The sequence below is a fragment of the Blautia sp. MCC269 genome, from assembly GCF_018785655.1.
GTDB lineage: Bacteria > Bacillota > Clostridia > Lachnospirales > Lachnospiraceae > Blautia_A.
The window spans coordinates 80,097-103,474 of the sequence record NZ_WQQE01000105.1; the positions used below are offsets into that span (position 1 = coordinate 80,097).

The 23,378-nt window shown below is 42.1% G+C and carries 18 protein-coding genes; 2 read left to right on the forward strand and 16 right to left on the reverse strand.

Annotation, left to right across the window (positions count from 1 at the left end; genetic code table 11):
* Positions 1-38: 38 nt before the first annotated feature.
* The 8 genes from GPK88_RS18250 to GPK88_RS18285 all read right to left on the reverse strand — a co-directional run bounded on the left by GPK88_RS18250 (position 39) and on the right by GPK88_RS18285 (position 9,036).
* Positions 39-1,787, reverse strand: a complete 1,749-nt coding sequence (locus tag GPK88_RS18250) for an ABC transporter ATP-binding protein (RefSeq protein ID WP_019162562.1) — start codon at positions 1,785-1,787, stop codon at positions 39-41.
* Positions 1,780-3,597, reverse strand: coding sequence for an ABC transporter ATP-binding protein (locus tag GPK88_RS18255; protein WP_215708117.1), 1,818 nt, complete (start codon positions 3,595-3,597; stop codon positions 1,780-1,782). The genes GPK88_RS18250 and GPK88_RS18255 overlap by 8 nt, the downstream gene beginning before the upstream one ends.
* 73 nt (positions 3,598-3,670) lie before the next feature.
* Positions 3,671-4,441: a hypothetical protein gene (locus tag GPK88_RS18260; RefSeq protein ID WP_215708118.1), complete on the reverse strand. Its 771-nt coding sequence runs from the start codon at positions 4,439-4,441 to the stop codon at positions 3,671-3,673.
* A 111-nt stretch (positions 4,442-4,552) separates the two neighbouring features.
* Positions 4,553-5,629, reverse strand: coding sequence for a helix-turn-helix domain-containing protein (locus GPK88_RS18265; protein ID WP_252197818.1), 1,077 nt, complete (start codon positions 5,627-5,629; stop codon positions 4,553-4,555).
* Between the two features lie 197 nt (positions 5,630-5,826).
* Entirely contained in the window at positions 5,827-6,516 is a 690-nt protein-coding gene (locus tag GPK88_RS18270) for a DUF6040 family protein (protein WP_252197823.1), read from the reverse strand.
* Positions 6,452-7,693 (reverse strand): relaxase/mobilization nuclease domain-containing protein, encoded by a 1,242-nt coding sequence (locus tag GPK88_RS18275; RefSeq protein WP_215708120.1) that lies wholly within the window; start codon positions 7,691-7,693, stop codon positions 6,452-6,454. The genes GPK88_RS18270 and GPK88_RS18275 overlap by 65 nt, the downstream gene beginning before the upstream one ends.
* A complete protein-coding gene (locus GPK88_RS18280; RefSeq protein ID WP_442860244.1) occupies positions 7,642-8,055 on the reverse strand; it encodes a plasmid mobilization protein in 414 nt (137 codons plus the stop codon). Before GPK88_RS18280 ends, GPK88_RS18275 begins: the two co-directional genes overlap by 52 nt.
* Positions 8,056-8,772: 717 nt before the next feature.
* Entirely contained in the window at positions 8,773-9,036 is a 264-nt protein-coding gene (locus GPK88_RS18285) for a hypothetical protein (RefSeq protein WP_055158244.1), read from the reverse strand.
* 106 nt (positions 9,037-9,142) lie between these two features.
* On the opposite strand from GPK88_RS18285, the gene GPK88_RS18290 reads away from it, so the two are divergent.
* The gene (locus GPK88_RS18290) at positions 9,143-9,376 is read left to right on the forward strand and encodes a helix-turn-helix domain-containing protein (RefSeq protein WP_015540886.1); all 234 of its coding nucleotides are present in this window, start codon (positions 9,143-9,145) and stop codon (positions 9,374-9,376) included.
* A 53-nt stretch (positions 9,377-9,429) separates the two neighbouring features.
* Here GPK88_RS18290 and GPK88_RS18295 read toward each other — a convergent pair whose 3' ends face one another.
* From GPK88_RS18295 to GPK88_RS18330, 8 genes are all read right to left on the reverse strand, one after another.
* Entirely contained in the window at positions 9,430-9,792 is a 363-nt protein-coding gene (locus GPK88_RS18295) for a hypothetical protein (RefSeq protein ID WP_252197820.1), read from the reverse strand.
* Positions 9,793-9,839: 47 nt separating this feature from the next.
* Positions 9,840-10,763, reverse strand: a complete 924-nt coding sequence (locus GPK88_RS18300; RefSeq protein WP_215708123.1) for a ParM/StbA family protein — start codon at positions 10,761-10,763, stop codon at positions 9,840-9,842.
* 196 nt (positions 10,764-10,959) lie between these two features.
* Positions 10,960-12,798 carry a DNA primase family protein gene (locus GPK88_RS18305; protein WP_227189162.1) on the reverse strand — a complete coding sequence of 613 codons (1,839 nt, stop codon included), beginning with the start codon at positions 12,796-12,798 and terminating at the stop codon, positions 10,960-10,962.
* Positions 12,799-12,909: 111 nt separating this feature from the next.
* Positions 12,910-13,257, reverse strand: coding sequence for a TnpV protein (locus tag GPK88_RS18310; protein ID WP_015541855.1), 348 nt, complete (start codon positions 13,255-13,257; stop codon positions 12,910-12,912).
* 127 nt (positions 13,258-13,384) lie between these two features.
* Positions 13,385-15,175, reverse strand: coding sequence for a S8 family peptidase (locus GPK88_RS18315; RefSeq protein WP_215708124.1), 1,791 nt, complete (start codon positions 15,173-15,175; stop codon positions 13,385-13,387).
* A 26-nt stretch (positions 15,176-15,201) separates the two neighbouring features.
* On the reverse strand, positions 15,202-17,970 hold the full coding sequence (locus tag GPK88_RS18320) for an alpha-L-rhamnosidase (protein ID WP_173762021.1): 2,769 nt from the start codon (positions 17,968-17,970) through the stop codon (positions 15,202-15,204).
* A gap of 73 nt (positions 17,971-18,043) precedes the next feature.
* Positions 18,044-19,432: an MFS transporter gene (locus GPK88_RS18325; protein WP_173762020.1), complete on the reverse strand. Its 1,389-nt coding sequence runs from the start codon at positions 19,430-19,432 to the stop codon at positions 18,044-18,046.
* Between the two features lie 11 nt (positions 19,433-19,443).
* Positions 19,444-21,735, reverse strand: coding sequence for a glycoside hydrolase family 3 C-terminal domain-containing protein (locus tag GPK88_RS18330; RefSeq protein ID WP_173762019.1), 2,292 nt, complete (start codon positions 21,733-21,735; stop codon positions 19,444-19,446).
* 215 nt (positions 21,736-21,950) lie between these two features.
* Between GPK88_RS18330 and GPK88_RS18335 the strand changes: the two genes are divergently transcribed.
* On the forward strand, positions 21,951-23,153 hold the full coding sequence (locus tag GPK88_RS18335) for a helix-turn-helix domain-containing protein (protein WP_173762018.1): 1,203 nt from the start codon (positions 21,951-21,953) through the stop codon (positions 23,151-23,153).
* Positions 23,154-23,378 lie beyond the last annotated feature (225 nt).

Here is a 23,378-nt window from a genome sequence, read left to right on the forward strand (position 1 = left end):
GCAAACCAATAATTCTATGGTTTTCAGTGCCTTTTGTTCTATACACTAAGTTTCCAATTTGCTGCTTCCGTCTGCAGATCAACCAGCTTACGATATAGACCATTTTTCTTCATAAGCGTATCATGGTTTCCTTTTTCTGCCACAACACCTTTATCCAGAACAACGATCTGATCCGCTGCTTCAATCGTTCTCATCCTATGAGCGATTACCAGAACTGTCTTCCCACTGACTAGTTCAGATATCGCTTCCTGTATCTGTGTTTCACTGTCCACATCTAAAGAAGCAGTTGCTTCATCCAGTAAAATAACAGGTGCATCTTTTAAAAGTGCACGGGCAATGGAAAGACGTTGGCACTCCCCGCCAGAAAGCGTAGAACCATTTTCTCCGATTACCGTCTGATAACCCTGCGGCAATTTTTCGATAAAATCATGACATTTTGCAGCCTTTGCTGCAGCAATAACATCCTCATCACTTGCACCTTTTCGTCCGACACGGATATTTTCCATAATTGTATTATTGAAAAGAACAACATCCTGAAAAACAATCGAAAAATCTTTCATCAATGCGACCGGATCAATTTTTGCGATATCTGCACCACCAAGTGTAATTTTCCCACCATCCACGTCATAGAATTTAGCTGCCAGTTTTGCTATGGTGCTCTTACCACCGCCGGATGGTCCTACTAATGCAGTCACCTGTCCCTGTTTTGCAGTAAAAGATACATCTTTTAAAACTGTTTTTCCTGTTTCATAAGAAAACTTCACATGGTCAAAAATCACATCATATCCTTTGGTGTGATACTCTGTCTGCCCATTTTCTAACGGATATTCCTGGATTTCTTTCAAGCGTTTTACCTGTAAATTCACACCAAAAAGTTCTGCCATATTCGCCATAGCTCCAGAAAGTGGATCATACAGACGGGAGGCTGCGATCAAATATAGAATATAAGTAAACAGATCAATTTTTTCCTTTAAAATCAGCGAACTTCCCACAACAATAACCGTTGCCAGTCCAAGCCGTAAGACCATCTGACCGGTTGTAAGAAGACTCGCACTGACCATTTCACTGGAAATCTGCGCTTTTTCTGCTGCATCCAATTTCGCATCCAGTTTCTCCAGATAAGTTTTCTCCTGATTACATGCCTTAATATCCTGTACCGTTTCCAGACATTCCTGTATTCCTTCTGACAGATCAATTCTTGTTGTCATATATTTCTTTGCAAGCAGTTCCTGCCACTTGCGTGAAAGAAGAACAATTGCAAATGCCACCGGTGCAACCCACAAAAGAGCAATTCCCATTTTCCAGTTCATAACAAGAAGTACCAGACACACAATACTTGTAGAAATAAGTGCTCCAAAAAATTGCGGAACTGTATGGGAAAACGCATGCTCAAAACTGGCACAGTCGCCCATAATTGTACTTGTCAGATCAGCAAGGTCACGTTCATGGAAAAATCCAAGCGGTAACGTCCTGAGCTTTTCTGCAAGTGTAATGCGTCTACGTTCACTTTCCTCATAGGTACCAATATAGGCTTTTGTATACTGCAGATAATGAAGGACAAAAATAATCACTAAAATGATAATTCCAACAACTGTATATCCTGCAAATCCTGCCACTTTTTCTTCCATTCCAAGAGCCATAGGAAGCATCGTATTTAATACTATTGCAAGTAGGGCAACCGGGAGCATCAGACTGATATTTGCCAGTACAGAATAAACAATTGCTTTAAAAAGATCCTTTGCACCCTGGACACTCAGAGCGTATTTTTTCTGTAATCTGTTAATCATGATTTTCCTCCTTTCTCACAGTCGTTCCAACCTTCCAGATAATCTGTGTCTGATATTCTTTCCACATGGATGCGTAGGCACCATTCTGTTTCAGCAATTCATCATGATTGCCTCGTTCTATTATTTTTCCATCACCAAAGACCAGAATCATATCTGCATCCTGAATCGTGGACAGACGATGTGCAATCATAAGTACTGTTTTTCCGCTGGTCAGTCCTTCAAAGGCAAGCTGGATCTGATGCTCATTTTCCGCATCTGCAAAAGCTGTCGCTTCATCAAGTATAATAATTGGTGCATCTTTCAGAATTGCACGTGCTAATGCAATCCGCTGATTTTCACCACCCGACAGATAGGTTCCTCCACTTCCAACTATAGTATCCAAACCATTTGGAAGTCTCTCTATGATATCCTGACATTGTGCTGCTTCTGCCGCTCTCATCACTTCTTCACGTGTGGCATCTGGCCTGGAAGCTCTGATATTTTCAAGTAAGGTATCATTGAAAAGACGGGTGTTCTGGAACACAAATGCAATCTGATCCATGAGGTCATTTTTAGCAATCTCACGAACATCCACACCACCCACTAAAACGTCTCCTTCCTGCACATCATAAAAACGTGGAATCAGACTGGCCGCTGTAGATTTGCCACTACCGGAAGCTCCGACTAATGCAATTTTCTTACCATCAGGGACTTCGAAGCTTACATGATACAATGCTTTTTTCTTAGCACCTGGATAAGTAAAAGAAACATCCTCGAATACAACAGAAGCATCCTTTGGCTGTTTTTGTGTATTTGATTCTTTAAGCGGTTTTTCCTGCAAAATTGCTTCTATTCTGCTTACTGCACTTTTTGCCGCCATTAACTGTTCGCTTGCAAACATGATTCGATTCATCATTGTTGTACAAACTGGCGTAAACAGACTGTAAAACAGGAAATCTAAAAACAGTTTCTGACGATCCGCCTGTCCACTTGCTGCCGAAAAAAGCATCAGTGCAGTCGGGATCAGCAAAATAAAAGTTCCATTTAAAGTAATGTTAAATCCCGTCAATGGGATACGACAGCAGATTGCATATCCACTGGCATATTTTTTGTATTCTTCAATCGCTGCATGAAAGTTTTTGAATGAGTAAATGGTTTGCTGGAATACCTTTACAACCGGGATTCCACGAACGAATTCTACCGCTTCTTTATTCATATTTTCCAGTGCGGTCATGTATCCCGACATAAAATCGGCATTATCTCCACCCATCATTTTCTTTAAGAAAAATACACTGATTGCCAGTGGAATCAAACAACAGATTCCAAGTCTCCAGTCAAAGACAAACAACAAACTGATGACTGCAACCGGCATAACAACTGCACCGGTCAGATCCGGCAACTGATGTGCCAGAAACCCTTCGGTCAGTCCAGCATTGTCATCAATAATTTTCCGAAGTCTGCCACTGGCATTCTGACTGAAATATCCAAGCGGTAACGTGACAATATGGTGCATTGCCTCTTTTTTCATATTGGTAGCTGTACGAAATGCTGCCAGATGCGAACAACATAATGCTACAAAATATAATAAAATACTAAGTAACGAAAATGCTACTGCAAGCCACGCATAATGCCCACTGGAAGCTGCCAGTGACAAATCTCCCTTTTTCATCGCATACAAGATATCCCGAATCACAAACCAGATACAGACAAATGGAATAATAGAAAGCACCGTGGATATTCCTGCCAGAATGCAGCTGGCAATAGTCAACCAATGACGTTTCCCTGCAAATCCCCACATCCGGGATAACTCGGCATTTTTCTTTTTGCTCATGACCTTATATCCTCCTCAAAAAGCCGGTGGCATCAGAATCTCTCCGATTTCCACCGACTCAAATTTATTTTCACTATTCAGACAGATTCTCTTTACAGAATAACTGTATACAGTTCTCAACATCGGCTTTCGTATAGTCAACAGAAATTCCTGCTGCCAGCCAATAAGCATATTCACCTGCATCATATTTTTCCAATGCATCCAGGTCACTTCCATATCTGAACTCAATGTGCCATGTAGTTTTCATCGTATCCGGAGCGATACAGAAATAGGTAAACTCGCCGGAATCAGCATCATCACTTTCGTAGATGTACAGACCACGCGTTTCTTCCATACCTACGTAATGATAAGAATGACTGAATACATCATTCCCCTCTTCATCCACACCAGATATTGTTGTTCCGTCAAACGTGAACTGATCTATATTCTGTAAAAATTCACAGTCGTATGCCATATTTCCATCCTTGTAGGTTTCCACTGCCTCTTCACCGGTGACTGTTCCAGTTACCATAGAAGACATTTTTTCAACAGCCGCCTGAGCATTATCCTCTCCTACAATTGCAGCACTGTCATCGAGCCACAGCTGATCGTATTCATCTGCCAGAATAACCGGCCACAGTTCCTGATAAGTACCTTTCAGATCGCATAAAAGCTGATCTGCTGCATCCTGATTCTCATCAGTTTCACTTTCCTTCTGTACGCTTGTAGTCTGTTCTTCTGTAGCACTGTTTTCTGTTTGCTTTGTTTCAGATGTGCTACTGCTTGTATTTCCACATCCCGTCAATAAAGAAATAGACAAAGTTGCTGCTAAAAACAAACCTGTTAATAATTTTCTCTGTTTCATTATAATCCTCCTAAATAAAAAATATGCATTAGTCAGTCTTATCTAACCAATACATATTTTATCTGGTACTAATATGAAACTCAATGACCTGGCAGACTAGTTTCTATCCAATCAGACATTCTTTTTATACTCCGTTGGTGTCATTCCATATTCACCTCGAAATGCCGAAGTAAATTTATTGGGATTTGTATATCCGATTTCTGTTGCGATTTCACCTACAGATAAATTCCCCTCCCGTAATAATTTTTCAGCAATTTGTAAACGATAAGTCCGGAGATACGCATAAACAGGTGCACCATACATTCCCTTAAAACAACGTTTCATTGCCGTAGGTGATATTTCAAAACGCTCTGCCAACTCCTCAATTGTATAATGTTCTTTGATATGTCCTACAATAAAATCATGAATCTGTCTGGTACAGTTCCTTTGCGATTTTGAGAAATAAACATAGTCGTTCTTAATCCTGTCAAAATCCATTTCTGTTAGTATCAATAAAAGCTCCAGAAGCTTTATTCTGATATAACTAGGCTTTATATGTTCCTGAACAGTATATAATTCCGAAAATATATGTTGGACAGTTTCATTTGCACGAACCATATAAAAATCCTGTTTTCCTGCAAACTCTGAAATTCGGGTAAGATTAATAGAAAGAAGTTTCAAGATTCTTCTCATCTCATCTGTAATTTCTTCCAACTCAATCGTTATCGTTATCCCATGATAATGGGAAGTAGGAAATGTTGATGTATGTGATTTTTTATGCAAGGTACAAATGGATAAATTTCCCGCTGCCATATAGCAATAACTACTCTCTCCAAACGCACACTCACACCGCCCCTCCCGACAATAATTAATTTCAATAAATCCAGGACGTGGACTCTGCATCTTATTACAATATTCCATATGCATATCATTATAGACCAGCTCCATTCCTGGAAATGTCTGATATACGGCGATATCTCCTGTACCACTTTCATTCTCAAGATGAAATCTTGAACATATAGCATCTTCTTTTTTTCTCCGGACAGAAGATCCATATAAATCAACACTTCTGAAATCCGATTCCACTTCCGAAGACGCAAAAAGTATATCTCCAGCAACCTTATATGGATTGTCCTCTGTTGTTACTGTTCTCATATTACACTGTCCACTTTCTTCCGCTGCTTTTCTTACTTTTGTCTCCTCTTTCATAAAACATCATAGCTTATCTCCTTCAGTAATTAGTTTCATCTAACTTTCTCATATAAAAAAATGTTACCTTATAAAGCTCTAGTCCCTACAATAGGTAACATTGTTTGAGTTTCTATACTCTTTCAGTGTAACACCGTTAGGACTGACTGACAAGAAAATATAGAAATTCATTATAGCAAATAAATTCGATTTATTGTTCAATAGCCAACATTCTTATTATTCAAATATATTCTAATCAGAACAGCCCCTACATTTATGACAAAAATCACAAACAGCAGATTAAATGGCAAATATTCCCGTATCAAGTTTCCTAATACCGCAATAAAGGAAAAGCTGGCTATCAAAACCATTTTATAAATATCATCCCATATCTTTCGATACCGTTCAATTCCGCCCCATACAAGAAATACACCCCCGACAATTCCCGCCATAATCACAGCACTTGAAAATATTCGTTCAAAAACTACCTCTCCCGTAGAATATCCCATATAATCCAGCTGTTCAAACCATATCGCATACTTTCTGCACCAATTAACTGGCAACATGATCAGTTGCATTAAATCCCTTTGAAATGCTCCATTCTGAATAAGTGAAAAGAATATGACACAAAGATATCCCCAAGTCCAGAAAAACTGTATTTCTTTCATATCCTCCATTTCCGATTTTGCTTTTCTCCTGGCTTTTTGTATCTCCATATCTGCCCGTTTCTTTTCCCTTTCAGCCTGATACTCTGCCTGTCTTGCCTGTTTTTCTGCTTCTTCCTGTTTTTGCTGTGCCTGTTCAACCGCTTTCACCGACGATTGGTTCACCTGTGTCTGTAATTTAGAGTTCCGGTCCCGAACGTCTTTTATTTCTTCTTCGAGATGCTCTTGCTCGCTCCTGCTCATCAATCCGTTTCTGTTCCTCAAGTCGTCGTTGCTCTGCTGTAAAGACTGATTGAGTTTCCGCATTTCGGACAGTTCTGCTGTCATCCGCTGAATTTCGGCGTTCGACATTTGCATTTCTTCTTGCATTTCGTGATTCTCGAAGAACAACTTCTGTTTTTCTATTTTCAACTTGTGCGTCCTTTCCTGAAATTCCTGAATAAACTCGTTCATCTTCTGATTTCTCACCTGCAACTCGTCCCTCTCTGCCGTCACTTTCTCCAGCGTTTCTGCCTGCTCCTTCGCAAGCTGCTTCCACTTGTCGGTAGTATCCAGCGAATACATCGTCTGATCCATTTGTTCGTTCTGCTTCGGCTTGTATCCTTTCGTAATTTCCATTAAATTCATTCTCTAACCCCTCCTTGCTGATGTCCAGATGAAAGGTTTTGGACAGATTGCTGTCACGCACTTTCTTTCCATCCTGATTCTGAAACGTGATGTGCTTCCTCTTTTCTGTCCAGTTCACACTCCATCCAAGCTGTTTCATTTTTTCTATAAACTTTTCTTTACTGATACAATTCTCCAGTGCTTTTAACACCGCCATTGCACAGTCAGCCACAAAGCTGTCCTTTACTTGTTGCCGGAACAGATTATATTTATCCTTGCTCCATGCAATGATTTCGCCCTTTTCAATCTGACTGCCATCAAAATGTTTTCCTTTTTCTGCAACCGTCAGCCCACGTTCCCGGCACATCTGGTTGGTAAACTGCTTCATCTGCTCCAGATCTTTTTTCGTAGTATGCAGTTTCTTTCCATCCTCATAACTGACAGAATTCGTCACCAGATGGCAATGAATATGGTCTTTATCCTTGTGAACTGCCACTAAGGTCTGGAATCCCTGGAACCATTTTTCTGCAAACTCTTTTCCAAATTCAAATGCCTGCTCTGGTGTAATCTGCTCATCCTTATGCCATGAAATAATATTGTGGGCGTACATCCTTCCAGAGTCTTTATTCCATAATTTCTTTTCTTCCAGAAATGTCTGATACACAAGATCATAATTGATTGCATCATGGCAATACGGGCCAGTCATATAGGTAAGCTGCTCACTGGTCTTGTCCTGACGCAATACATATTCGATACAATTTCTCATTGCTCCATGTGTATTTGTCCGCTTATTAATCGTCTTATTAATAGCCATATCTTTTCACTCTCCTTCCGGTACTTAAGAATATTTTTATTGAGGAAATACAGCGTACTGTCATTTGGAACTTCTCCATCTATATGCAGCTTTCTTGCAATCTGATTGATATTTGTAGTAGCTCCACGAAGCTGACTGAGAATATCTGCAAACATCTGGTTCAATCTTTTTAGTTCTTCCACTTCCTCTGTAGAAGCTATCTTCAAATCTGCGACTGCTTTTATTACAACTTCCTGCTGTGTTCTTCCGGATTCCTTTACTTTGCTTTGAAGTAGCTCATATTCTGCTTTATTCATCCGTATGGTTACTGTATGATTTCGTTTTCTCATAGGCTTTTGTCTCCTTCCTTGCTTCATTTTCATTCTTTATCAACAGACACAGCGTTTCGGCTAAAATTTACAGGGATTCCATAAGGGGCAACGCCCCTTTGGTGGGTGCAGGGTGAAACCCTAGTCAATCAGTAAGTGTTCCGTAGGAATGTCCGGTGGACATTTCGCAGGAATACTTACGCCATTAACGTGCCGGGGTTCCAAGGGGCAGAGCCCTCTGGCAAGTTTAGGAGCAGCCCAAAGGCTGGCTCCGGTGCAGAGTGGCTTGCCACTTTGCGAAACTTGCCTGTCATCTCCCCACCACTGAACCAGCACCAAGTAAGCAACATTCTCCTCTGCGTTATTAAGCCAAAATTGAGATGACAGTGGTTTTGTGTTGCAGGAACTGACTGTAAAAGAAAGAGAAAATCTCCACATTCCATAGATTTTTCCTTTCTGAAACAGGCTAGTCATGCACCACTCCGATGCGAAGTATCGGACAATCATGTGCCGTATCCGGCACTCTATATTTCTTCTTTGCCTTGCTTATACAACGTTTTCCATCTGCAAATGCCTCTCTGCCATATTTCGCTGTTATTTCTGCTTTTCTTTTTCTGAATCACTTTCCATTTCTGCTGAAAAGCATAAAAATAGCAGTCATGAACATTTCACTGATTTTTACCAATAGAAATGCCATCACTGCCATTACCTTTTTCTGCTATTCTGTTTCCGTAAAGCTTTCCTTACTGTCAGTCTATTTTTCTATTACTGCTATTTTATTTTGTCGCAAATTTCAAACAGGTCATGCAATAAATTCTCCAGTTTCATAAGTCTGCGATGCTGATACCAGATCAATCCGGGAAGTCCCACTGCAAGGAAGAACGAAGCACATAAAATCTTTATTGCCTGTCCTCTGCTGCTTATCCCTCCATATCCAAATCCACATACCAGATTCACGAATAAAACATAGAAATATCCACAAAATAAAACAAATTCAAAAATCCACACCAGCACCTTTTTCACTTTCTCTTTCACTCTGTACTTCTCCCTCCTGCATTTTTAAATTCAGTGTAGCGAATTTCTCGCTATATTTCAATAGTGAATATCTCGCTAAGTTATTATTATGCTAGAGGTGAAACGCATGTATCAGAGAATACGGGATCTGCGTGAAGATCGTGACCTTACGCAGAAGAATATGGGTGAAATTCTGAATTGCAGTCAGCGTATTTACAGTAATTATGAATGTGGTGATGTCGATATCCCTACTCACATTCTGATTAAACTGGCTGAATTTCATAACACCAGCGTTGACTATCTGCTAAACCTGACAGATGATAAACGTCCTTACCCAAGAAAAAAGAATAGCTCCACTTAAGGCAGTCCGATTTATTTTATGCAAACCGGACTGCTTTTCCTTTTTACAGACAGCTAAAAACTATCCGCAAAATCCAGTGCTGCATCCATATCAGCTTCTTTCTCCCAGTCCAGATTATCTTCTGCGATCTCTCCATCCTTTTTTTCCATTGTTAGTATTCTGTCCGACAGCTTACTTTCTCCTACCGATTCTTTTACAAACGGTACAAGCATTTCCATCAGATTCTTCGCTATAGCCATCGGGGCAGATTCTTTCACTCCATCCCGGACAGCTGTTTCCACTCTTTCCAGAAAAGCATCTTCCTTTTCTCTGGTTTCCAGATACGGATCTGCTTCATTCCTGTACTCTCTGGAAAAATAATCGTTTAAAGCAACTACAACTGCTCTGGTGTACGATTTATATTTTTCCCTGTCCATCGTCTGCAAATATTCCCATGCCTGCCTGTCCTGTTCATCACAAAGATTCAAAGGATTTTCCTTACGGTCATTGCTTCATAGCCTTTCGCCGTGGCACAGATGTCCCGTACAATTGTCACCCGGCTCTTGTCATATTCTCCAAAATTCTGGATCATACAACCGCCACCGCCGACCACATACAGACGCATCAGTTCTGGATTATATTCCCGTTCTCTCAGCTTATGGAAAATTTCTTTCGTATAATCTCCGGCAGCTTTACGAATGACTGTCAGATATTTCTCACCAATATCTGCTGTCCCGGTACGGATCACCTGCTCAATCACCAGATCGTCCACCACTGTTCCCAGTTCTTTCAGCAGGGATTCCCTTACAGCAAGCACACACTGATGCGTTCCATATTTCTCTGTAAAGCATTTCTTCTCTAATGGACGGGAATTATTGATATACATTATATTCATAGTTCCATTTCCAATATCTGCCAGCATATTGATTCCTTTGAAATCCTGTAAGCGGTAGAAGGCTGCTGCAAATCCCTGTGGGTAAATATCAGCTCCTGCAAACTCTACATGGTAGTCTTTGTTACGGAATGTAAAATCCACACTTTCATTCTGGAGAAGATATTTCTGAAAGTCTTCTTTCTGTGTAGCTACCCAGGTAAGGGGAAGTCCGGCTGCGATATGTACCGTTGCCCTGTTCATACCTTTCCCATCAAGTTCTCTTGCGATAGCCGCCAGTGTCAGCACATAATAGTCCTCATCCTGCGTTTTCTCTGCACAGAACTCCTTGTGTTCCTCTCCGATCTGGTAATACATGCCATTGTAAACAAGAAGATTATTCTGAAAGATTGGCTCCTTGTCATATCTGACTACACCGGATGGAAAGCATCTGGTGGCAGTTTTCATGTTTCCATAACCATGATCAATCCCGATCACCATAACTGTTTCATTATTGTTGTTTTTCATCATTCTCATAATCATACCTCACACTTTCTTAATTTTTATTTTTTTACTTTTTCCCAAATTCGGGAAAAACCTATATTTGTATCAGCTAAAACGTTGATACCTAAAAAAGGGCAATCAGTGTAAAAAAAGCAAAATTTTATGTACTCTGGCAGCTATCTTTGTTATTTTTCCTGCTCCGGTAACATTTCTTTTTGCTTATTTTGCCCTAAATGCCCTTAATTCCCTGATTCATATTTAATTGTAACTGTTTATAATCTATATCTGTTTCTTCAAAAGGTATTCTTTCTTCTGGATCTACAGGACAAAAATCTTCTTCCTTAACTGCAATATCCTGATAATAGAACTCACCATTGTACTGCTTCAGAAGGAAACCTTTATCTGTCATATTCCTGAAAAAGTTGGATTTACCATGCCCCTGTCTGCCATTCTCTTTGCAGTATTCCTCATACATATGGAACACTTCACTTCGTTTCAGACGTTTCCCTTTGGCACGCACCAATGACTCATCAATAAAAGCACAGATACTATCTGACGTCCGTTGCACTTCTCTTACACATTCTTTGCTGTGTTCGCTCTCCGTGAACTTTCCCTGTTCGTACAGATTTTTCAATGCAATCATCGCCATATGAATTGCATAATCGGATTCTGCCTGTACCTTTTCCTTTAAGTGCAGATCTTTTTCAGCACTTTTTACTACTCGGTTCATATCAAGAATCAGTAGTCTACGATAAAAAGCATCTGATTTATCCTCAAGATTCTGCGGCATTTCATTGGTAGAAAAAAGTAGCTTCGCATAAGAGTGAAAATGGATTGCATCCTGCCCCTTTTTCTCATAGATCAGTGTATCTTCACCGACTGCTTTCTTTAATACATCTGTGTTCTCCATTGCTTTACATGGAATATCCGCACAGGCATTTAGTAGCTTTCCGTACATTCCAGTCGCATAGAATCGTTTGTTCAAATCCTGTAAAGAAATGCTGGACATATTGGTGATTCCAACCACATACTGGATCAGTGATACTGCCACAGACTTTCCGGTTCCACCATTTCCTTTCAGTGTAAGGAATTTCTGAAACTGCGTATCCTGTGTCATGCAGTATCCAAAATACTCCCAGAATGTCTGCTGTTCTTCTTTATTTGGAAGAGACGATGCAAGATACTTTTTGATATTTTCTCCACCTTGTAACACCTGCTCACAATCCTCTGGATAATAGGGAAATGGAATCTGATTGATTGTCAGATAATCCGGATTGTGTTCCAGCATTTCACCCGTAACCGGATCATAATATCCATTTTTGAAGTTGATCCACCTCACAGGTTGTTTATTTAGTTCATATGCCTCTCGGTGAACTTTTGGCTGTGCGATCAGCAGATTATAGATTCTTTTGATCACTCCACTCTGTACCTGGTCACGATAGATCAGCTTCTGGATACGGTATTTCATTCTTACCCCATCATGGTCTTCCAGGAAAACACCATGCTCATAATAATACGGTGTGATTCCCACCACAAAAAACTGAACATTCTCCACCAGGTAATCTACAATCTCCATATCCCGGACACCTTTCACATTTCCTTTTGCATCAAATAAGTGAAAACGGCTCAGTTCCGGTTCTTCTTTCGGATCTCGCTCAAACCGAAGAATATACTTTTCCAGTAATTTCTCAACTTCTTTCTGATTATCCAGTTTGCCAAGGTACTCCTTCTCTTTGAACAACTGCCAGCCCACTTTTCCATCAAGACCAGCGTCTTTGAAAAATGTCTGTAACTTATCATTCATCCACTTCACCGTACAGGCAGTCACATAATGATAGGCACTCTGACAGCTTCCAGTAAACTGAATAGATCTCATTTCCTCTATAAAAGAATCTGCACTGAAATAATATCCATCATCTTCCTGCACCAGACAAAGTGCCTGATAACCTGACATCACAATATTCAATGCGATATCCTGATTGTCCACCAGAAAAATATAGGTCTGTGCTGTCCCTTCCGGATTGGTTTCCATATAATGCTTCAAAAACTTCTTGTTCAAACTTATCACTTCCTTTCAGACAAAGAAAAAGACGCAAGCCATATTTTATGACTCACGCCTTACTTCACTCACAATATTCTATTTTTATCAGTTACCTGCCAGATTGGTTACTGGCAATTCTTATGCATAAATCAATTCTTTCAAGATAATCTCCTCTGCAATCGCTCTGTGCTGATTAGCTGCTCTTACCCATGCCATCTGATCTTTCTCCTTATCTGGCAGTGGTTCTTTTTCTTCCAACTGCTCCAAGATTACTTCTTCCCGTTCTCTTGCTGCCTTGTCCACTTCCAGAAGATGCTCGCCAATCGTATCCTGTAAAAGCATCACCTGATACGTTGAGTTTCGATGGTTCTTCAGATAATCTCTGCGAAGAAATCCATATTTGCCAAGTTGCTCCATCTGCTCACCGGATTTATAGGTGAGATTCGGAATCAGGTATCCATTTACATTTGTATAAGTCAGTTTCATATCCCTATGACCTCTCTTTCGTTTAAACTTTTATCTGTAACAGAACCAACTGTTCATGTTACGTCATTGCTACAAATCTTTCTTTCCATATCATTTTGAATCCAACCCGGGCAGATTTTCTTCAAAATCATGGTAAAAGTGCTTCGTTTCTGTGTTGGGAAAATGAACGGAAACACTTGATTTTACTGACTTTCTTCAATGTAACCTTATTATAACGTCCTCCCCCCCATCCCACCTCCACATTCGGATATTCCTCATACCCGCCCACACGCTGTGCACCTTTCCGCAGGTATGCCTTTACCTTTTCTCCGTAAAGAAACGGATCATTTCCTTTCACGATTCCCCACTCCATAAGCAGAGCTGCGCTTCCGCTGACAAAGGGTGCCGCAAAGGAGGTTCCGGTAACAGTGGCGTAGCTTCCACCGGGAACCGGGGCGGTGATGGATACGCCGGGAGCTGCGAGGTCAGGCTTCCGGATCGGCAGGAACTGACTTCCCCTTCCGGAAAAATCTGCGTAGGCATTCTGTCTGGAATCATAAGCTCCAACAGAAATAACTTTTCCGGCAGTGGAAGGAATCGTCAAAGTTCCCACAGCCCGCGGAGAATAAAACCCAGTTCCGCGATTCAGTACATTTCCACCCGGCAGCCAGAGGAAATACTGTCCGGAGCGCACACGTTTTCCACTTAAAAGAACTTTCCAGACACCGCTGTCCACATAATTCCCCTCAGGAATGAAATCTATGTAGATTTCCTGTGACAGCTGATAGGGACCGGGTTTTCCATAATAGATCAGAAGCTCTGTATTTTCCAGCAGATGCCGCTGTGGCCCCAGCCTTTCATATAATGGACCGATCCGTTCTCCGGACGGACTTTCCAGATAAATTTCCATCTCATCTTCATAATCCTTCCATAACTGTACATTTAATGTGGGCTCAAAAGCTCCCACTGCCAGCTGGATTTCTTCTGTTTTCCCCTGCTGCAGGATTCCTCCTGCATGCCAGGGCTGGCTGCCGTTATTTCCGGTTCCTGTAACGATCACAGTCCGCCCCATGGCCGCAACTGTATCAATATAGTTTTCCAGAAGGGAATCCCCTCTGTGTGAACCATAATTATTCCCAAAGCTGATGTTTATGACCATCGGTTTTCTCATCTTCACTGCCTGCCGTATCAGGTAATCAATACCCTCCATCAGCTCCGTTGTCCGCGGAAATGAATTTTCCCGTGGATTTCCCATTTTTACCACCAGAAGATCACTTCTATACGCAACGCCTCGATTCACTCCATCCGATGCTCTCCCGTTTCCTGCTGCTATTCCAAGAACTGCTGTTCCATGTCCGCTGAAATCTCCAGACGGAACAAGGCGCCTGCCTTCGGTTTCCCCGAGTGCAAGCGCCTCATCAATTTCTTCCTTCGTATATTCAGTTCCTGATACATAGTTTTCCGGTGGATTTCCAGCTACACTCTGATCCCACAGTCGCAGGATCCGGGTACTGCCATCCTCGTTTCTGAAATCCGGATGGAAATAGTCCACTCCGGAATCCACAATGCCCACCAAAATCCCTTCGCCGGTTAAGCCATCGACTCCATTCTGCACCGGCAAAATGCAGCTTGCTTCCCGCTCTTCAAAGGTCTCAAAGTAGAGTCTCTTGGGCTTTTCTATAAACTCGATCTGCTCTCTGCCTGAGTATGCAGCAATTTCCGATTCCGGCAATGTCACTACTGCATAGCTGCCAAGCAGCGGGACCACCTGAATCCTCTCACCACCAAGTCCGCTTTCCGGGCCACTGTACTTCACGATCACATCCCACAGCCTGGTGGTGGGATCATACCCCACATTCAGATTTTCCGATTTCTCCCGCTCATGTGGCAGGGCATTCATGGCAAGATTAAGAAGATTCTCTAATTTCTGGTCTGGCATAAGGCTTTCATTTCCATTGATACATTTTATTTATTATATGCATAGCTTTCAATTAAAGAACCAGCTTCTGCTTCCTTCTGATTCAGTGCATTCACAACTGCCTCATAAAGCGGTTTCGCCTGCGGTGCAGCCCCCAGCAGCTCTGCCAGTGTCATTCCATAAGCAAACTGGATCATCGGTCCCTCCAGCATTCCCGGTGCCATCTGGTTGAACAGTTCTACTGCCAGCGGTTCTGCCACGATCTCACCAAGGGTGCTGTCCATACTGAAACGCTCTACTGCAAGACATGTCTCTGTTGCATATTCGTAATCATATACACCGGAACCAACTTCAAGTATTTCTTCTTTCTCCGGAAGTACGATCACAGCTGTAGTGTTTGCCGGTACTTCTACATGCACATGGATCTTTCCATTTTTGCAGGATGTCTTTGCCACGATCTTTCCGTAAACGGATTCAAATTCTGTAGCCCACTCTTCAATGCCTTTCACAAACATGGGTTTTACCTGGAATTTCTTATATCCCGGCTCTAACTGGGATAAACCGGCAACCTTGCGATACATCCAGTCTCCGATGGAACCATATGCGTAATGGTTCAGGGAGTTCATACCGGATTCATCAAAGGTTCCATCCGGTTTGATGGAATTCCAGCGCTCCCAGATCGTCGTTGCTCCCATATTTACTGCGTAGAGCCATGATGGATAATCTTCCTTCATGAAGAGAGTTGCCGCCATCTCGTGCTCTCCGTTTTCAGAAAGTGTATGGCAGATATATGGTGTGCCGACAAAACCTGTAGCCAGATGATTTTTGTGGTTTGCAATATTCGTAAGCAGCGTATTTAAAATGCGTTTTCTGTCTTTTTCTCTTGCAAGATCAAAATACAGGGAAAGGATCGCTCCTGTCTGTGTCTCACTTACGATACGGCCTGTCTCTGTATAATATTCTCTCTGGAATGCATCCAGGGTTTTTTCGTACAGATCCGCATATTCTTTTGCTTCTTCTGACTTACCAAGCACCTCCGCTGTTTTCTTTACAAGATCTGTCACATACAGATAGTATGCGTTTGCGATCATATACTTATCTGTTGCTCCGGTTCTGTCTGCACTCTCTTCTTTATCCAGAGCAAGCCAGTCTCCATACTGGAAACCACTCTGCCAGAGACCGCTCTCTTCACAGTTGTTTTTGATATAGTCTACCCATTCATGCATACATTTCCAGTTCTCTTCCAGGATACCTTTATCGCCATAGATCTGATAGACAACCCACGGAACGATAACTGCTACATCACTCCATGCAGAAGCACTGTACTGTCCCAGGATATCCGGCACAACATGGGGCACTCCTTTTTCCAGTGAAGATTCTGCTGCCACATCACGCATCCATTTTGTGTAGAATAATGCTGTATTTCTATTAAATGCTGCTGTCCAGGAAAATACCTGTGCATCTCCTGTCCATCCAAGACGCTCATCTCTCTGCGGGCAATCCGTCGGGATATCAAGGAAGTTATCTCTCTGGCTCCATGTAATATTGCTCTGCAACTGATTTACCTTCTGATCAGAGCAGGTAAAATCTCCTGTTTTTTCCATATCCGAATGTGTCACACAGGCAACAAATTGATCTGCCGTAAATTCTTCCAGTCCTTCCACACAGATATAGCGGAATCCATGGAATGTGAAATGCGGACGGAAGATCTGCTCTTCTCCGCTGCAGATAAAGGTGTCGATGGATTTTGCCTGGCGAAGTGTCTCCGGGTAAAAGTTTCCGTCTTTATCCAGAACCTCTGCATGACGGATCACGATCTTCTGACCTTTCTCGCCTTTCACATGCAGCTCAACAACACCTGTGATGATCTGTCCGAAATCAACCAGTCTTTCACCCTTTGGTGTCACGATCAGCTCTTTGCCGGCAATCTTCTCTGTGATGCGGACAGGCTCATTTTCCTGTGCAGTCAGAACAGCTTTGTCAAAATCTTTGACAACAACGTTTCCTTCTGTGATCTCCGGTGCATCCGTGTCGATGGTCTCTCCCATATAGATTTCGCTGTAACGGATCTCTCCGGTCTTTACAGACCATGTTTCATCGGTAGCGATCACATCCTTACTTCCATCTTCATATTCCACATGAAGCTCTGCAAATGCTCCCACCTGTGTTCCATACTGATCTGGCATACAATAGAAGCCAAGGATTCCTTTATACCAGCCGTTTCCAACTGTGATTTCAATTTTGTTTTCTGTATCAAGCAGCTCTGTCACATCATAGATCTGATACTGAAGACGGTTGTGATAGCTTGTCCAGCCCGGTGCCATACGGTAGTCTCCTACAGTCTGTCCGTTCAGGGTCGCCTCATATACGCCATGTGCTGTTGCATACAGACGGGCTTTCTTTACCTTTTTATCCAGTGCAAATGTCTTTCCAAATACCGGGCAGGCAGTCTCCTCTTCCGGGAAATCACCTGTGATCATCTGTGCTTTAAATTCTGTATTGTCAAAAATTCCTGTCTCAAACGTACCTTCAACAGATTCTGTATTTCCGTGATTGTCTGCAACAGATACCTGCACAGTATACATCGTTTCTGAGACCAGTGCTTCACCTTCATAAGGGATCAGAACAGACTGATCTGACACTTTTTTTCCACTGTTCCATACAAGCTTTCCATTTTCATCTGCTACATGAATTTCATATGCAGTCTGTAAAGTATCCTTCTCCTGTGATTCCATTTTCCATGAGAATCTTGGTGCTTCAGCAGTTAATCCAACAGGGTTTACCCGATATTCGGTTCTTAAATCATATAATCTCATTTCATTTCCTCCAATTAATAAATCCACAAAAGGACAGAACCTTATTGTAAGTCCCGTCCTTTAGTCTCAGTATTTAGTTTGCCTTTTCTCTTTTCTGCAGTTCTGCCATGATCTCAGGATATCTCTTCTCAAGGTCATTCTTCATAAGACAGATAAACATGATCACAAAGATCGCAAGCGGGATATAGATGGAAAATGCAAAGATTGCCATATCAACGGAGCCAGGCTGAGTTGCCAGAGATGCTTTGTATCCTGCAGCTGCCAACAGCCATCCGATCAGAGATGCTCCGATACCGGATCCGATCTTCATTCCGAAAGAGTTGGCACTGTTTGTCATACCTACGATGCGTTTTCCGAATTTGTAGTCATTATATTCCACACAGTTATTTACCATTGCTCCAAACAGACACATCATAGGGATGTTGGCAAAGGTAGTTACAACTCCACCTGCAATACAGGTTGCAATGCTGTACGGTGTAAAAACTCTTACCAGGCAGGCTGCTGCTCCAAGCACACAGGAAATCTTACATGTTTTTGTCATTCCAAACTTGGAAGTCAGAGGACCTGTCAAAATAAATCCAAGGAATGTAGGAACCAGTCCCACTGCTCCCAGAAGTGCTACGATATTGTCATTTCCAAGAATGTATTTTGCATAGTATGTTCCACCGGATGTAGTTAAGCTGTAAGAAATATTTATCAGAAACTGAAGTACAAGCATAATAACCCAGTACTTGTTTTTGAAAAGCATTTTGATAGCTTCCACAAACGGTACATCATCATCTTCACTTTTTTCTACGATCTGCACGTTTTCTTTTGATACTTTATAAAGAATCATCAATGAAAGCATGGAGATGAGACCAAAGACCACAGCTACCTTGATCCATGCACTCTGTGTTCCGCCAAGCATATTTGTGATAGGGATAAGAAGGATGGCAATTACCATTCCTGCAATGTATCCGAATGCTGTACGGAAGATTCCCATTTTACCACGCTCTTCAAAGCTTTCCGTACGGATAGCCATCAGGGCACCATAAGGGATCGCTACTGCTGTATATACGATCGCTGTGATCAGTACGTTCGTGATCAGTACATAGGCCGTCTGAAAACCACTTCCTATATTTTTAGGTACAGTAAACAGTAAAATAATAGCTACAAGTGCCGGGATTGCCATTCTTGAAAACCACGGACGACATTTTCCCTTTGGTGATCTGCCTGCATCCATGATCTTTCCCATTGCAAGATCTGAAAATGCATCAAAGATCTTTGCGATCAGAAGCATGGTGGCAACCATTCCTGCTGCAAGGCCTACCTTTTCGGTATAAAAGTAAGTCAGCTGTCCCACAAGGCTGCTCATGATATTCAGCGGCAGCTGTCCGATACCATCTCCAAGATAATCCGTTAATCTCATTGACTTCTGGATTCCCATGGAATCCAGACCAAGTTCCTTCTTTGTCCTTCCCATTCTTTCTCTCCTTAAGCGTTTAAAGCATCAACCATCTGTTCCAGCATTTCTCTTTTAATTCCGGGAACGAAGCTTAACAGCTGACGAAGGGGCATTCCTTCCATCATCGCTGCCATCATTTCCTGATTCACAGCTCCTGATGTATCATTCTCCTGTGCTTCTGCCATATCTTTTGCTGCATCATTCTGTGCCATTCCCTGCATGAAAGGTCCCATCACAGCCTGTGCCTTCGGATCGCGCATCAGCTCTCCAAGACAGGTATTTAATGAATAGGTCTTTGGAAGTTCTTTCGTAGTATGTACTGTGATCTCTTCACCTTTGCACATCTGATCTGCATTTTCACCGATCATCACTTTATAAGTTCCTTCCTCTGCATACCAGTCATGGATCAATGTATTCCAGTAAGCGAATGCTCTCTCATCCAGTGTAAATGTAACTGTCTTCTCTTCTCCTGCTTCCAGGAAAATCTTTTCGAATCCTTTCAGTTCTCTGACCGGACGGATGACTTCTGTCTCAGGTGCTTCTACATAAAGCTGAACTACTGTTTTACCTGCACGGTTTCCGGTATTCTTTACCTTGACGCTTACTTCTAAAGTATCTTTATCAGACATTTCTTTTTTATCAAGCTGAAAATCACTGTATTCAAAGGTTGTGTAGGATAATCCGTAACCAAACGGGAATGCTGTTTTCATTTTTCTGGAGGTGTAATAGCGATAGCCTACAAACACACCTTCCTGATAATCAGCATTGTCAAAGCCTTTTCCGTAAGTCAGATAGCAAGGGGTATCTTCCAGACGAAGAGGGAAGGTTTCAGCCAGGCGTCCGCATGGATTTTTTTTGCCTGCGAGGATCTCTGCCGTTGCTCTTCCAACTGCCTCTCCTCCAAGATATGCCTCAAGGATACCCTCTACCTGATCCTTCCATGGCATAAGTACAGCAGAACCGTTGTGAAGGACAACTACCACATGCTTCTGCACTTCAAGGATCTTCTGTACAAGTTCATTCTGGCAGTTCGGAAGCTCCATATGCTTTCTGTCATAGCCTTCTGATTCGAAGTTGTCCGGAAGTCCCAGGAACAGAACTGCAACGTCAGCATCAGCCGCTGTTCTGACTGCTTCATCCTGAAGGTCTTTTACAACCTCATCTTTTTCATCCTGATAGCCTTCTGCAAAGGTTACATTTGCAAGCTCCGGAATTGTTTTTACAGCTTCCAGTGCGGATTCCACCTTCCAGCTGTTGATATGAGAGCTTCCGCCGCCCTGATATCTCGGTTCTCTGGCATATTTTCCGATAAAAGCGATCTTTTTTTCTGCATTCAGAGGAAGGATATGGTTATCATTTTTCAGGAGTACCATACATTCCGCTGCGATATCGGCTGCTGCCTTGTGATCCTTTTCATATTCGAATACAGCGTTTTCATCACGGTTCTCTGTATAACGGAAAATCACATCCAGGATTCTCTCGCATGCCAGATCCACAGTCTTTTCATCAAGCTTACCTTCCTGAACAGCCTTTACGATCAGTCTGTCATTTTCGTAATCCCCCGGAGGCATCTCCAGATCCAGTCCTGCTGACAGTGAAGAAACCCTGTCGTTGACCGCACCCCAGTCGGAAACCACATATCCGTCAAATCCCCATTCCTCTCTGAGGATATCTGTCAGGTATTCCTTGCTGTCTCCGACAAATTTTCCATTGATGCGGTTATAGGAGCTCATGACAGTCCATGGCTTTGATTTTTTCACAGCCCCCTCAAAGGATGCCAGATAGATTTCTCTTAATGTCCGCTCATCCATATCCGAGGAATTTGTCATCCGTCGTTTTTCCTGATTGTTTGCCGCAAAGTGTTTTACGCTTGTTCCCACATGCTTACTCTGCACACCTTCGATCATTGCAGCTGCCATTTCTGCAGACACAAATGGATCCTCTGAATAATACTCGAAATTTCTTCCGCATAATGGGGAACGTTTGATGTTCATTGCCGGTCCCAGGATCGTGCTGACATTCATTGCCTGGCATTCCTGGCCAAGGATTTCTCCCTGTCTGCGGATCAGATCTCGGTCAAAGCTGGATGCAGTTGCACAGCCGGCCGGGAAGCAGACTGCCTTCTCGCTCTCATTGATTCCAAGATGATCGGCTTCTTCTGCCTGTTTTCTGATTCCGTGAGGTCCGTCTGTTACCATCACCTGGGGAATTCCAAGGCGTTCGATCCCCTTAAGATGCCAGAAGTCGGCTCCGGAACACATTCCTGCTTTTTCTTCCAATGTCATCCGGGAGATCAGTTCCTGGATTTTCTCTTTCTTCATGCTATTACCTCCGTTTATTACGATGCTGTATGTATGATTTCGTTCTGTCCGGTCTTATCTTTATCGTGATTTTATAATAGCCTGAAGCAGCATATATTTATTTCATATTTAAACTATTTTTTATATTTTTATACTTTTATTGAGTGTTTTTTTATTGACTTATATGCGAAAATTAACTACGATGGAGTATATAAATGCATGATATGGGGGTTGTTATGAAGGATTCATATAATCTGATAGATTTTATTAAAATATATTATCTGGATTCCAACATTCCGATGTATCTTTTTGAAGGTGGAAACTGTATCTTTTGTATGCCGGAGCAGACGAATCTCACATATCCCCCGGAGAAATATACAGCGGAACTTCTGGATCAGGAAAAAAGAATTTCATACTGCACCACGAAATATGGCATTTTTTTCTGTTCATTAAAGATAGATCATCTGAAAAACGGAGCTCTTATTTTTGGACCTGTGACTAATATTCCGTACACGGAATCTGACCTGCAGCAATTATACAGGGATTACACAGTTCCGAATAATGATCGTACGGACTTTAACAGCTTTCTCCGCCAGATTCCCTGTCTTTCCATGAATTCCTTATTAAAAAAATGTCTGTTCCTTAATTATTGTATCCATGAAGAATTACTGACTCTTGAGCATCTGACAGCTTCAGAGTCGGACGCTTCTATGCAGATATCGCTGACAGACGCTTCCTTACTGGAGGAAACCTACCAGACCAAGGAGAACGAACAGCATAATCAGACTTATGCAATTGAAGAACAGATCTTACGACTTGTACGGACCGGTAACTATCGGGGATTTAAAAATATTGAATTCAGTGACAGCAATTATCATCTCGGTATTACCGGCTCTACTGCGCTTCGTCAGCTTAGGAATGACATAATCATTACCACTACCATCTGCACCAGGGCTGCAATAGAGGGTGGCCTGGATTATGACAGCGCTTATAAGCTTTCCGATTATTTTATCCAGTCCTCAGAGAGGCTGAACAGCATTGAGAGACTGTATGACCTTCTGTCAAAAATCGGATATTCTTTTGCGGAAAAAGTAGCAAATTCAAAAGCACCCGTCTCCACAGACGAATGCATTCAGAAAGCGATCCGTTACATTCAGCAAAACACAAACCAGCATCTTACGGTAGGTGATGTTGCAGCCTATGTAGGATTCAGCAAATCCTATTTCTCTTCTTATTTTAAAAAGACTCTTGGTTTTTCCGTCAGCGCATTTATTTTGCGCTGTAAACTGGAGGAAGGTAAGGAATTGCTGCAATATACCAACAAATCCATCAGTACGATCAGCACCTTTTTATGCTTTTCCAGCCAAAGTCACTTTCAGACTGCTTTTAAGAAGCAATTTGGAATGACTCCCAATGAATGCAGGCGCATGGGGTCATAAATCGTCTCTAGTACATCGTTTCGTAAATAACTATACCAATCGCGTAGGATGCGGATTCGAGTGTGCTGGTATAAAAACGCAGGCGTAGCGGGCTACGCTGAGGCTTTTAGACCTGTGCAATCGGATTCGCAGACAAGTGAGTGGTATAGTTATTTCGAAAACGATGTACTAGATATCTCAAGGTTCCATGGATGCAAAAAAGCATGAGTCTTTTATATGACTCAT

What these genes read in the sequence shown, in the direction of transcription:
- GPK88_RS18320 (WP_173762021.1), bottom strand. Translation starts at nt 17,970, where the DNA reads ATGAGATTATATGATTTAAGAACCGAATATCGGGTAAACCCTGTTGGA.
- GPK88_RS18310 (WP_015541855.1), bottom strand. Translation starts at nt 13,257, where the DNA reads ATGAAACTGACTTATACAAATGTAAATGGATACCTGATTCCGAATCTC.
- GPK88_RS18250 (WP_019162562.1), bottom strand. Translation starts at nt 1,787, where the DNA reads ATGATTAACAGATTACAGAAAAAATACGCTCTGAGTGTCCAGGGTGCA.
- GPK88_RS18255 (WP_215708117.1), bottom strand. Translation starts at nt 3,597, where the DNA reads ATGAGCAAAAAGAAAAATGCCGAGTTATCCCGGATGTGGGGATTTGCA.
- GPK88_RS18275 (WP_215708120.1), bottom strand. Translation starts at nt 7,693, where the DNA reads ATGGCTATTAATAAGACGATTAATAAGCGGACAAATACACATGGAGCA.
- GPK88_RS18260 (WP_215708118.1), bottom strand. Translation starts at nt 4,441, where the DNA reads ATGAAACAGAGAAAATTATTAACAGGTTTGTTTTTAGCAGCAACTTTG.
- GPK88_RS18300 (WP_215708123.1), bottom strand. Translation starts at nt 10,763, where the DNA reads ATGAGAATGATGAAAAACAACAATAATGAAACAGTTATGGTGATCGGG.
- GPK88_RS18295 (WP_252197820.1), bottom strand. Translation starts at nt 9,792, where the DNA reads ATGGACAGGGAAAAATATAAATCGTACACCAGAGCAGTTGTAGTTGCT.
- GPK88_RS18335 (WP_173762018.1), top strand. Translation starts at nt 21,951, where the DNA reads ATGAAGGATTCATATAATCTGATAGATTTTATTAAAATATATTATCTG.
- GPK88_RS18270 (WP_252197823.1), bottom strand. Translation starts at nt 6,516, where the DNA reads ATGAGCAGGAGCGAGCAAGAGCATCTCGAAGAAGAAATAAAAGACGTT.
- GPK88_RS18315 (WP_215708124.1), bottom strand. Translation starts at nt 15,175, where the DNA reads ATGCCAGACCAGAAATTAGAGAATCTTCTTAATCTTGCCATGAATGCC.
- GPK88_RS18325 (WP_173762020.1), bottom strand. Translation starts at nt 19,432, where the DNA reads ATGGGAAGGACAAAGAAGGAACTTGGTCTGGATTCCATGGGAATCCAG.
- GPK88_RS18280 (WP_442860244.1), bottom strand. Translation starts at nt 8,055, where the DNA reads ATGAAAATGAAGCAAGGAAGGAGACAAAAGCCTATGAGAAAACGAAAT.
- GPK88_RS18265 (WP_252197818.1), bottom strand. Translation starts at nt 5,629, where the DNA reads ATGAAAGAGGAGACAAAAGTAAGAAAAGCAGCGGAAGAAAGTGGACAG.
- GPK88_RS18330 (WP_173762019.1), bottom strand. Translation starts at nt 21,735, where the DNA reads ATGAAGAAAGAGAAAATCCAGGAACTGATCTCCCGGATGACATTGGAA.
- GPK88_RS18290 (WP_015540886.1), top strand. Translation starts at nt 9,143, where the DNA reads ATGTATCAGAGAATACGGGATCTGCGTGAAGATCGTGACCTTACGCAG.